Annotated in this window: 1 protein-coding gene; it reads right to left on the bottom strand. The window is 50.3% G+C overall.

The window, feature by feature from the left end; translation table 11 throughout:
• Positions 1–15 precede the first annotated feature (15 nt).
• Positions 16–13,425: an SDR family NAD(P)-dependent oxidoreductase gene (locus tag U2H13_RS08990; RefSeq protein WP_376700774.1), complete on the bottom strand. Its 13,410-nt coding sequence runs from the start codon at positions 13,423–13,425 to the stop codon at positions 16–18.
• Position 13,426: the final 1 nt, after the last annotated feature.

Genomic DNA, 13,426 nt, shown 5'->3' with positions numbered 1-13,426 from the left:
CTTCCCACTCCTCTCTCATTTAAATGCTTTCCAAAACATTTTTTTCGCAGGAAGCTCTTGTTTCTCCGCTCGTACGTCAGGTTCTTTTACCAGAGCCTTACGTCTTAATGACGGTACCGGCAGCGGCTTTCTTTTCATTCGGGTATCTTTTTCTTCCCAAGCTTCCAGAATGACGTGGGCGTTCGTTCCGCCGTCGGCAAAGCAGTTGATGGATGCTGACGGTCTGGCTGCATCCCATTCGCCAGCTGTTTTATGAAAGTGAAAATCTGTCTTTGTTATATCAAAATGCGGCATCGGTTCGTCTCCTGAGAGAAACGGAACCGTTTGTTTATGCTTCAGCATTAATACGACTTTAATGAAGCTAGCGATGCCTTCTGCGCAAAGCGGATGCCCGATGTTCGGCTTAATTGACCCGATGCCGAGCGGAACATGCTGACCTGAGCGGTATACGGATTGAATCGCCTTCAGCTCAAGCAAATCAGTCACCGCGGAACCCGATCCGTTTGCTTCGATATAAGTGATGTCTTCCGGCTTTTTGCCGCTTTTGAAAAGCGCGCTTTGCATAACGTCTTTTTGCGCCTGCATATTAGGGGCTGACGGGCCTGCCGTTCTGCCGTCATTGTTCATGGCGGCGGCCTTAATGACTGCGTGTATCGTGTCGCCGTCTTTTTGCGCCTGGCTTACTGTTTTTAACAGCACCATGCCGACGCCTTCACCGAGGACAACTCCGCCTGAACGCTTGTCAAATACGTGAAATGCCGGTTTTTCGTTTAACAGTCCGCGCTCTTGGAACATCCGGTGCGCCGCATCCGTGTTCAGCAGGCTGACGCCGCCAACTACCGCCGCTTTGATATCGCCGCTTCTCAGTGCCTGAACGGCCATGTTCATTCCTGTCAAAGCCGATGAACAAGCCGTATCAAGCACGATGCTCGGCCCGCGCAGATCAAAAAATTGCGAAACGTTTGCCGCTAAATAATTCTGCCCGCCAACAACGATCGGGTTGCGGGTATTCGCAAGACTTTCAGGATCAGGCTGATGCTGGCTGCGGCCTCCGATATACACACCGGCTTCTATGCCCTTGATTTCTTCACGGGTATAGCCGGCATGGCACCAAAGTTTCAAGCTCTCTTCCAACACCGCCAACGCCTGAGGGTCCATCGCTTTCGCGTCGTTTTCCGGAATGAAAAAGAATTCGGAATCAAAGTGATCCATATTGTCAATCAATCCCGCAACGTATTGATTTGCATATCCGAAACGTTCCGCCGGGACGGAGCCGATTGCGGACCTGCCGCTTCTCAGCAAGTCCCAATATTGGTCTAACGATTCCGCTCCCGGAAAACGGCAGCTCATTCCGACGACGGCAATGTCTTCAGTTACGGCATCACGCTTTTGTTCAGTGTGAACCGTTTGTACGGCAGCCGGAACCAAGATTTCTGTATCAGGTTCCTCTCTTTCTGCAAGCAGCGGCTGCCCATTGGATACAAGCCATTCGGCAAACGCGTCAATCGTCGGATGTTCATATAAAACAGATGGGTCTAAGTCCTCTTTGAGCGCTTGATTCATTTGCTGTAAAAGCTGCGCTAAAATGATCGAATCAACCCCGTAATCCTGAAACGGTTCGTCTGTTTCCAGTTCTTCCGGAGCGATTTTCAGCTCATCGGAAAACAATTTCACAAGCCACGCCTTCGTATCAAGAAGCAGTTCTCTGTCTGAATGTTTTTCCGCGGCTTTGCCGGTTATTACGGCTTTTTGTGTTTTCTCTAGACAGAGCAGCCTGTCAGGATGCCATTCGCTCCGATCAATGATAGCCGGCAGAACGGACGGGCGGATGTTTTCAGATAAAATGCGGTCCAGCAAGTCAAGGCCTTCCGCGTTGGACAGTCCCAGCAGCCCGGTCTGCTTCAGGCTTTCTGTGCGGACTTCACCCAATCCGGTTTCCTTCCAGTTCGGCCATTGAATGCTGACTAACGGATATTGATGCTGATGAGCCGCCGCGAAATAATCCATGTACGCATTTGCCATCGCATAATCCGACTGTCCCGCCGCGAGCGCCGGAACGACTGCAGATACTGAAGAAAATAAGACAAAAAATTGCAAAGGATCATTTGTGAAAAGGCTGCTTAATGTTTGAAGCCCTGCGACTTTCGGTTCCAGCACTTCTTGTATATCGTCGGCAGTCTTTCTGATAAACGCCGGATTTACTGAATTAACCGATCCCGCACAGTGAATGACGCCGCCGATCGGTCCCATCGTGCGCCGGATCGTTTCAATTTCCGCTGCCGCCGCATCATGATCAGACAATTTCAGACTGATCACCGCCACTTGCACTCCTTTTGCTTCAATCTCTTCAATCGCCCGTATCTTCTCTTTCAGCCTCGTATTAACGGCTGACCGTTCATGGCGGGGAGGAATCGGCTCCCTGCCTGTCAGCACTACTTTTTTCACGCCGTGTTTTTCTGTGAAATGGCGGGCGCATAAGAGACCCAGTCCCCTCGTGCCTCCGGTAATGAAAAGCACATGGTCTTCAGGAAACGGTGCGGGCTTATGTTCTGCCCGCTTCCCGCTTGGAATCTCCCTGAATAAAGCACGGTATCTCTGTCCGTTTCGGCGGCAGATTTCCGGTTCTGTGCTGTCCGCCGAAAATTCATCTGCAATCTGTTTGGCAAGCGTCTGCTGATCCGTATCTGTATCGGCATCCATGTGTCTTGACGTCACGTTTTGATACTCATTTTGAAGCATTCTGTACAGGCCGCTTTTTGCCGCTCCTGCAAGATGAATCGTTTTCTGCTGAAATGGCTCCAATCCTTTTGTTACATATAGCAGCGTCAGCGGCCGCGCTTGCCGGCGGCTTGTATCAATCAGAGTCTGGAGCCGGCTGATCCCTTTCAGTGAAGGGTCTTCGTCTCCGCATCCCGTCAGATCGATTGCGCCATCTATGTGATTCCAATCGCTAGCTGCAGTATCAGCAGAATCGACCGGGAGAATGAACGAGTCAGTGAAATGCTTCGCAGTCTCTTCGGCTAGCTCCGCTGTTCTTTCATCAGCCAGAATCATGACCGTCCTGCCGCTTTTCTCACCGGCCGAATCGATCTCACACGGAACCCATTGCTTTTCTAAAAGCACAGCCTCGCGCCGGTCTTCTGTTTCCTGCGATGCGGCTTTCGGCTCAGGCAGCCAGTACGGCTCCTTCGCAAATGGGTAAGCCGGAAGACTGATTCTGCGGGGTTTTTCGCCTTGATAGAGTCTTTCCCAGTCCATCTGAAGGCCTTTGGCCCACAATTCCGCTATTTTGGCGTATTTTTTCTTATCGAACCATGACCTGACAAGCTGCTTCAGATCATCGTCCGTTTCAAATGCTTTGAGTTCTTTTTTAGCCGTTTTGATATGGGCTTCATATATCCCTTCACCCGTATTTCCGTTTACAAAATCGGTTAAACGGCTGATCAGTTCTTCTCTCGAACCGGCTGTAACCGCAAGACGGTAATCCATCGCATCACGCCCGGTTTGAAGCGTGTACGCCATATCTGAAAGATTGATATTCTGATTGGCTTTTGCAAATTCGATCACAGACTCGGCATAGGTTTTTACCTGCGGCGCTTTTTTCGCCGACAGCACAAAAATGTTTGTCTCATCAGACTTACGGCTTCCCCTGTCTTTCGGCTGATACTCTTCGATAACGAGATGAGCGTTTGTGCCGCTGTAGCCGAATGAGCTGACACAGGCCCGCCGCGGTGCTCCGCCTGTTTCCCAAGGTTTGAGTTCGGTATTGACAAATAAAGGCGAGTCATCGAAATCAAAATGTTCATTCGGCGTGCTGAAATGAAGGGTCGGCACAAGCTGCTGATGCTTCATCGACAGCAGAACCTTCTGGACGCTTGCTACACCTGCCGCCGCCGACGTATGCCCAATATTCGATTTAACCGAACCGATGGCGCAAAATTGTTTGCGGTCCGTTTTTTCCTTAAATACAGAAGACAGGGCTTCTAATTCAACCGGATCCCCCTGCTTTGTGCCGGTGCCGTGCATTTCCGCATAGGTGATGCTCTCAGGGTGGATGTTGTGCGCTTCATACACTTGGCGCTCTAAATCCATTTGGCTTTTCGCGCTTGGTGCGGTAATGCCGTTGGTTTTTCCGTCCTGGTTAATTCCAGATCCGATAATGACTCCGTAAATATGGTCTTGATCGGCTTCCGCATCTTTCAGCCTCTTCAAAACGAGCGCCCCCGCGCCTTCGCCGGGCACAAATCCGTTCGCACTGTTATCAAATGCTTTACATTGGCCGTCAGGAGACAGCATTCCGGCTTCACACATGCTGATGTATGATTCAGGCGTTAAATACAAGGTCACGCCGCCGACAAGCGCCATGTCAATTTCATGATTCAACAGCGCCTGACGCGCCAAATGAGTCCCGACGAGAGATGAAGAGCATGCCGTATCAACCGGAATGGCCGGCCCTTTCAAATTGAGATAATAAGGCAGGCGGGCCGCCGCGATGCTGAAACTGTTGCCCGTCGCGCTTCCTCCTGTCTGATGTTTGTTTAACATCATGCCGTATTCATTGTTCATAATCCCCAAATAAACGCCGCAATTTTTCCCGTTTAATTCTTTTGAGCTGTAACCCGCATCTTCAAAGGCTTTAAAACCTTCCTGTAAAAATATCCGGTGCTGCGGGTCCATAAGTTCCGCTTCAGACGGAGAAATATTAAAGAACAGCGGATCAAATTCTTCAATGCCGTCAAGCATACCGATTGATCTGCAGTATACTTTGCCCTTCTTGTTTAAGGCCGGATCATAGTATTTGTCTACATCCCAGCGGGAAAGCGGGATGTCGCGAATGGCATTTTTCGCACGGGCTAAGTTGTCCCAATACGTCTTTAGGTCCGGCGCATCCGGGTACTTGCCCGACATGCCGACGATGGCTATCGCGTCCGCTATCTCGTCTTTAGGCTCCCGTTTGGCCTGCACCGGTTCAGGTTCCTTTTGAACCGTTAATCTCTCAGGCTCGGCAGGTGTTTTCTTCTGCAGGGCGTGTTGCTGCGTAAGCGGCTTTGGACGTACGGGAACCGCCTGTTTTTTTCTTCCGCGGACGGACGGCTGCGTACGCAGAAAATCGGCAAATTGGCGGATTGTCGGATAATCATACACTTTCGTTACGTTACAGTCCGTGCCGTACCGTTTATTGACGGCCTTTATCCATTCAAGACCGGTAATCGAATCCATACCCAAGTCAATAAAGGCCTCATCAATATCTACTTCATGCCGCTCCATGTACAATACATCAGCCAGTGCTTTTGATAACTCGTCATGCACCGCTTCAATCGGTTCTTCCGGTTCGGCGGAAGCTGCCGTTTCAGACATCGCCTCCAGAATATCCGCTTCTGCTTGTATCACATGCTGCTTATGAGCGTTTAAAGGCTGCAGCAGTATGTTTGACGGTTTTTTCACGGCCTCTGTTTTCTGCGGTTCGGTTGCTTCCTCAAGGATCGGTTCTGTCCCGAGCTTTTTTTGCAAGAAAGCCGCAAACTGGCGAATTGTCGGATAATCATATACTTTCGTCACCGTAAGGGACGTGCCGTACGTTTTATTAACAGCCTTTATCCATTCAAGACCGGTAATTGAATCCATGCCGATATCAATAAATGTGTCGTCTGCGTCGATATCGTCGGCATCCATATATAAAATGTCTGCCAAACTTTCGGTCAATACGGCACTTACTTTCTCAGCGGAAACCGCCGGACGGGAAACAGACTGGGTTATTTTCGGTTTCGCGCCGCTCAAAGGCTGCAATGAAATGTTTGACGGTTTTTCTTTGGCAGTCTCCTCATGAAGAGTTGTTACTTCAATGACCGGTTCGGGTGCGGCCGCCGGTGCGATCGGCGCAGACTGTGTTTCGGCCGGTTTTTTGACAGCTGCATCTGCTGATATGTCGATCCAATAACGGTCTTTTGCAAACGGGTAGGCCGGGAGACTGATTTTTTGCGGTCTGCCCATTTGATACAACTTATCCCAATTCAGCGGAAGGCCCTTCACCCAAAGCTCTAATACCTTTGCGGCTTTGCCTTTTTCAAGCCATGCCTCAATGGTTTTTTCCATGTCCTCATCAGCCGCAAACAGCGCCATCGTGTCTTTATTCTGTTTGACTTGTCCGCGGTAGAGCTGGTCAATTGACTCCTTGCCGCCCGTAAATTCGTCAAGCTTCTCTTCAAGCTCGCGCAAATTGCTGACAATCATTCCGAGACGCTCTTCCATCGGTTCACGGCCGATTTGAAGCGTGTATGCGATCCGGCTCAGATCCGCTTCCCGGTAACGCCCGCTCCGCAGTGCATCAAGAAGACGTTCCGCCCGTTTTTGAAGCCGTTTCTCATTTTTCGCGGAAAGGACGATCATCGACGGATGAGGCGCGGCAAAAGCCGTCTCCTTATCCTCATCAGCGGAATATTCTTCGATGACGATATGAGCGTTGACGCCGCCGGCTCCGAATGAGGAAAGCCCCGCGGTTCTCGGCAATTCTTTATTTATTCCGTTTTCATTTATGACCGGTCTTTTCCACTCTTCAAGCGTCTGCTGCACTTTAAACGGCGTAGCGAGAAAATCAATATTCGGGTTAAGCGTCCGGGAATGCAGTGACGGTGCAAGCTGCTTATGTTTCATTTGCAGGAGCACCTTCGTCAGACCCGCGATGCCCGCCGCGCTTTCACAGTGCCCGATATTGGATTTCGCTGAGCCGATGGCACAAAATTGTTTATCTTGTGTTTGTTCTGAAAAGGCTTTTGTCAGACCCGTGATTTCAATCGGATCGCCGAGTGAAGTTCCGGTGCCGTGGGCTTCGATGTAGCTGACCGCCCTCGGATCGGTTCCCGCGTCTTTTAACGCCTGTTTGATCACCGCGGCTTGGGCGTTCGGATTCGGTACGGAATACCCGTTTGTTTTTCCATCATGGTTCACGGCCGTTCCTTTGATCAGGCCGTAAATATGATCACCGTCCGCTTTTGCTTTAGAAAGCGGCTTAAGGAGTACGGCTCCCACTCCTTCACCGGGCACATAACCGTCCCCGCCTTCTCCGAAACTTTCACATCTGCCTTTGCTTGATAAAAATCTGTTCTGGCCGAGCATCAAATATTTATTCGGATGAACGGATACATTGACGCCCCCGGCAAATGCTGCTTCGCATTCCCCGTTCCGCAAGCTTTGGCATGCCAGATGAATGGCTGTTAAAGAAGAAGAGCACATCGTATCCAGAGCCATGCTCGGGCCGTTAAAACCGAATACATAGGAAGCCCTGTTCGCAATTGATGACGGATTTCCGGTCAGCGCAAGCGATTTTCCGCGCGCCTGTTCTTCTGCTCCGTAAAGCTGATATTCCTCATACATGACGCCGACGTAAACACCGACATTGGCGCCAAGCAAATCACCCGATTTTTCCGTGAGCTTTTTGCGCGTGTAACCGGCATCTTCCATCGTTTCGTAGACACACTGCAGGAATAACCGCTCCTGCGGGTCCATCAATTTTGCATCCCGGGGCGAAATAGAGAAGAATTGCGGATCAAATTTGTCCACGTCTTTCAAAAATCCTCCCCATTTTCCGTACGTCTTGCCTTCTTTATCTTTATCAGCGTCGTAATAAAGACTGTGATCCCAGCGATCGTTTGGAATTTCGGTTATGCAGTCAGTGCCTTCACTCAAGTTCTTCCAAAATTCCTGAAGATTTTCGGCCTGCGGATATCGTCCTGACATACCGATAATCGCGATATCTTCACGCTCCGTCACTGGATTTTCCCGCGTGTCTAGACGGACTTGCGCAAAGCCTTTTTTGCCTTCATTCCGTTTGAAAACGGGCTTTACTTTCGCTTTCTCAGACAGCGCCGGTTTGGCTGCAGGGGTTTCTTCTGTTTTCATCTCGGTCACTTCCAGCAGCGTGTCCCGGTGTGCTTTCATAAAATACTGCGCCAGCGATTCGATATTCTGATACTCGAAAAACAATGTTTTTGACAATGAACCGAAGCTCTTTTCCAGCCGGCCCGTCAAATGCATAATCATAATCGAATCAATACCGTAATCTTCCATAGGCGCCTTGGTGTCAATTTTGCCGACAGGAAGTTTGGTCACTTCCGAAAGCACTTGTTTCAAGAAATGCTCCGTTTTTTCTGCAAGCATGTTCTCTCCGCCCGCTGTAAGACCTGCCGTTTCTTCGGTTTCGCTGCCCTTATCCGGCTGATCCGCTGATTTTTTCAGAAACGCCCGGATTTTTGCGGCGTAGCCTTCCGTCACCATGACTTGGGATGTGTTTGCCGCCCACCCGCGGTACAAAGCCTGAATGCCGTTTTCTGTTTGCATAGGGACCATGCCGCTTTCTTTTGTCAGCATGGCTTCCGTTTCAGCATCAACCGTCATGCCGCCGTCTTTCCAAAGCGGCCAGCAGATTGAAAGGGTGTGTCCATAGCGTTCATTTCGGGCTTTTTTACGGTTTCTTTTTTCACTGAAGGCGTTCATAAACGCATTGGCCATCGCATAATCAGCCTGACCCGCGCTTCCGGCGCTTCCGGCTCCGGAAGAGAAAAGAATCAGAAAATCCAGCTCAATGTCCTTTGCCGCTTCATCCAGATGAACCAGTCCGGAGACTTTCGGCGCCAGTACATCACGGATCTCATCTTTGTGCTTTTTCAGAATATAGTTGTCTTTTATCGTTCCGGCGCTGTGTATGATACCGTTTAATCCGCCGTACTGCCGACAGATGTCCGCTGTGAGCGATTGAACTTCTTGTTTTTCCGTCATGTCCGTTTGTTTGTACACAGCTTGCGCGCCGAGATCGGACAGTTCTTGAAGCTGGGTTTTTTTACGGTTATCCAACAGAGAACGCCCCGTTAAAATAAGAACGGCGTCTTTTGCATGCCGGGCGATTTCTTTGGCGAATAAAAATCCGAGTCCGCCAGCACCGCCTGTGATCAGATAAACACCTTTATCCTTCCACGGCTTTTCGGCGCCGAACTGTTCCAGCCCTATTTCCTGCCATTGTGCCGTATAGCGCTTGCCGTTTTCATAGCGAATATGCTTGTCATCAGGATGAGCGCTGCATTCTTTTACATATCGGGACAGCGTGTCTGCCTTGACGTCCGGTTCCGCTTCAATCAGCTGGCCGGTCAGGTTCGGGTTTTCAAGCGCCGCTGTTTTCAAAAGCCCCGTTAAGCCGCAAAGGAGCTGCGTATCCGCTTCTTGAGGCACGACAATCTGAATGAGCTCGCGCCCGCCGGAATTTGAAGCGAGGATTTTCTTCACTTCTTCGAACGCCTGAAGCGCACAAGCTTCAAACCGTTCGTCTTCACTCTTATGCTGATCACGGAGCACATGACAGCTGAAGTCTGTCTGTATGCTGTTCATTTGGTCCGTAAACCGGTCAGATATCATCACGTGACGGGCTTTGAAATGGATCGGCGCTTTTTCATGTACAGCGGCCTTCTCTTCCCATACGTGTTCAAAAAATAGTGTATCTGTTTTATCCGTTTCAATTTCCCGTGCGGAATAACCAGTCATTTTCACACATACATTGCCTTGTTCGTCACACAAATCAATATCCAGCTTCTGCACAGCATCTTCAGGCTTGCTTTCGCCGCTGTACGCAATGGATACCCACATATCACTTTTACAGCTTTTCAACACATCGATCTGTTCGAGAGCAAACGGCAGCATCGGCCGTATGTCAGTCCCGTCTCTGTCAAGCATTAACCCGATTGTCGCGTGGAAGGCCGCATCCAAAAGGCTCGGATGGAGGACAAACTGATCTTTTGTATGAGAAATAGATGACGGGAGTGAGAGCTTTGCGAGCACTTTGCTGTCGTTTGCATAGATTTCCGTGACCGCTTTGTGAGCATCCCCGTATTCAATCCCCATCTGTTTGTATGCCTGATAGCAAGCGTCAGGTGTGATCAGACGGCGTGACTCTCTTAATTTGTCAATCTCGATTTTGGCCGGTTCGCCCGCTCGGACAAATGCCGCGCTTCCTTGCGCATAGAGAACGGGCTCTTCTTCCGAGGAAGCCGATTCACTGTAAACCGTAAATCCCATCTCCCCATTTTCTTCGTCATAAAGGCGGAGATACAGTTCTGCGGACTCATCCGCCGCTGTAAACGGACGTATCCATACGACATGTTTCAGCCGGACTGTTCCTTCTTCCTTCGTTTCTGCCGCGTGTTCCACGGCCGCCCGAACCATTTCCAGATAAGCCGCGCCCGGTAACGTCCGCTCGTTTTTGACGACGTGATCTTTCAGGAAAAATTCTCCGCCGCTAAAAGAGGACCGAAAACGGACGCCTGACATGTTTGATACATTTTCACGAAGGAGCGGATGCAGCATGCCTGCCCTTTTTTGCGGCAGCGATTCTCTTTTCTCCGCCTTCGGCACCCAATACCGGATTTTTTCAAACGGATATGTCGGCAGGCTGATCCGATTCGGTTTGTTTTCACCGTACAAGAGATTCCAATCCATCGTTCCTCCGCCGGCCCACTTTTCGGCAATCATCCCCAGACTCCCGGAAGAAAGCCATTTATGTATCAAGTCCGGAGCAAGCTCTGCCTGTTTGCTTTTATCGGCTCGGTTCCGCCAGCACCCGCTGACCGTTTTACCCGCCAGAAAGCCCTTCAGCCGCTCTTTGAGCTGTGTCATATTCTGAGCGGTAAACGCAACCCGCTCCTCCATCTGTTCACGGCCGATCTGAAGTGTATACGCCGCATCCTCAAGCGGCAGGCCGGGATGAATAAATGCAGACAGCTTCGCAACATACTCTTTTAGCCGTTCTTCATTCCGGGCTGAAACCGGAAAAATGAATGTCTGTTCTTCTGCCGGTTCAGCCACTGTTCCGTGTGATTCTTCAGGGATAAATTCCTCCAGAATGAGATGCACGTTTGAACCTGTCGCCCCGAAAGAACTGATGCCTGCACGCCGGGGATATACGGTCTCATTTCCGTTTTCCGTCACTGAGGGCTGATGCCATTCTTCGGTATGATGCTGGACGTAAAACGGTGATTGTTCAAAATCTAAATACGGATTCAGCTCCTCGGAATGAAGAGACGGCACCAAAGTTTTATGGTGAAGCTGCAGGGCAACCTTGCTTAAGCCGCTGATGCCCGCCGCCGATTCCGCATGGCCGATATTGGACTTCACTGATCCGATCGAACAGAACTGTTTGTCCTGTGTGTACTGCCGGAACGCCTTGACAAGGCCTTGAACCTCAATCGGATCGCCGAGAGAAGTTCCCGTCCCGTGCGCCTCAATATAACTGACCGTGCGCGGATCGATGCCCGCTTTGTCCAGGCATTCTTCAATCAAATCGGCCTGCGCGACAGGGCTCGGCACGGAAATTCCGCTCACTGTCCCCACGTGATTGACGGCACTGCCCTTTATCACCGCATAAATCCGGTCTCCGTCTTTTACCGCCTCTCGCAGCGGTTTTAATAAAACGGCACCGATTCCTTCAGCCGGTACATAGCCGTCTCCGTCTTTCCCGAATGTATGACAAACCCCGTCTGTTGAAAACATGTCCCATAAACCGTATGTCAGATATTTATTCGGATGCAGCGACAAGTTGACGCCTCCGGCAACTGCCGATTCACATTCCCCGCGCCGAATGCTTTCCGCAGCAAGGTGAACCGCAGTCAGCGAAGATGAACAGACCGTATCGACCGCCATGCTCGGCCCGTGAAAATTGCAAAAATATGAAACTCTGTTTGCGATTTGCGCATAATTAAGAGAAAGCGGGAATACATGATCTTCAGAAGAAGCTTCAGCCCCGACCAACGTATAATCCTTATGCATCACCCCTGCGAAGACGCCAACGCGCTGTCTCTTATTCCGTCCGCGCGCCTCTGCGAGCGACTTCGGCGTATATCCGGCATCCTCAATCGTTTCCCAGCATGTTTGTAAAAACAGCCGTTCCTGAGGGTCCATTGTTTCAGCTTCCCGCGGCGTAATCCGGAAAAATTGGGGATCAAAGCAATCCGGATCATCAATAAATCCGCCCCATTTTGAAATGCTCTTTCCGGAAGGCGACTTTACATTTTCAAACCGGCGCCAGTCCCAGCGAGACTCCGGAATTTCGGTGACACAGTTTTTTCCTTCTTTCAGGTTTTCCCAGAATTCATGAATATTTTCGGCCTGCGGATAGCGGCCGGCCATGCCGATAATGGCGATATCTTCATCTTGCGGAACACTGCTTTTCCGTCTTCTCTCTGTTTGCGGCTCAACCGGCTTCTCCATTTTTGCCGGAGGCGCGCTGAAATGGCTCTCGTACTGCTCAGTCAGGAAAGCTGCCAGCTCTGCTGCTGTCGTATATTCAAACAGCAAAGTCGGAGAAAGGGTTTCGCCGATTTTTTCGCTGATCGTTTCGACGACATCAAGCAATCCGGACGATGTCAGCCCCATTTCATAGTAGCCGACTTGAGAATCAATCTGTTCAAGCGGCTTGCCGATTTTTTCCGCCATCAGATTCATGACATACCGCTCTGCTTCCTCATGCGGGTGTCCGCCTTCAAGCGATGCCGCAACTTCCGGTAAACCGGCTTTTTCAGGAGACTTCTCAGCAGGCTTACGGTCTGTATTGATCAGCTCGGCATCCCGCACGAGCTTGCTTGTGAAATCTTTCAGCTCGGCTACTTTCCGGCCGGAAGCGTTAAAAAACTCCATTGTAATGTAAATGAGCTCCTTTTCCTGCCGAAGCGACGAACGTTTGATTCTCGTGATGCAGCCGGCCTGCAAAGGTTCGGAAGCTGTAAAAGATTCGTAGAAAAGAGGCAGAAACAGCCTCTTTTCCCCATTTAACAGCGATGAGATCAATAGGTTTGCGCCGACGCCGCTTCCGTCAAGAAGAGTCGGATGGAACAAAAACCCCCCGGCCTGTCCCATCGCGTCTTTTCCGAGCGATACATCAAAGGTGACGCCGTCCCGCTCCTCAAACACTTCTCCTTCTGCTTTCATATATCCGCTGTGAACCAATTCCTGGCTTCTGCATTGTGCATACAGCTCATTTAAATCGATGGTGCGTTCCGCCTCGCGTTTGACAGAGTCAAGATCAATCGTGTCACTGAAAACTGCGGGTCCCGTCTCGTGCATTTCCGCTTTGACGTAAATGCGTTCTTCCGGCTGGACTCGTCCGCCGCTGACCTCAGCCCCTTTTACGGTAAGTTTCCAGCGCCCTTCTTTTACCTTTGTACATTCAACCGTAAGCTTGACGGCGCTGTCTTCTTTCGCAATAAGCGGCTGATATATGGATAAATGGCGCAGCTGAAGCCCGTCGTATGAATAGCCGCGCTCTTTGAAAATCTGATAAAACATATCAATATAAGCCAATCCCGGAAGGACTTTTTGTCCGTAAACGTCATGATGTAAAATAAACGGATTTTTCAGCGATAAAGTGATTTGCTTATTGAAGTTCTTCACG

This window comes from Bacillus sp. A1, from assembly GCF_042296235.1.
Lineage (GTDB): Bacteria > Bacillota > Bacilli > Bacillales > Bacillaceae > Bacillus > Bacillus velezensis.
The sequence above is the reverse complement of the archived record's forward strand: the minus strand, read 5'-3'. Positions and strand labels throughout refer to the sequence as shown.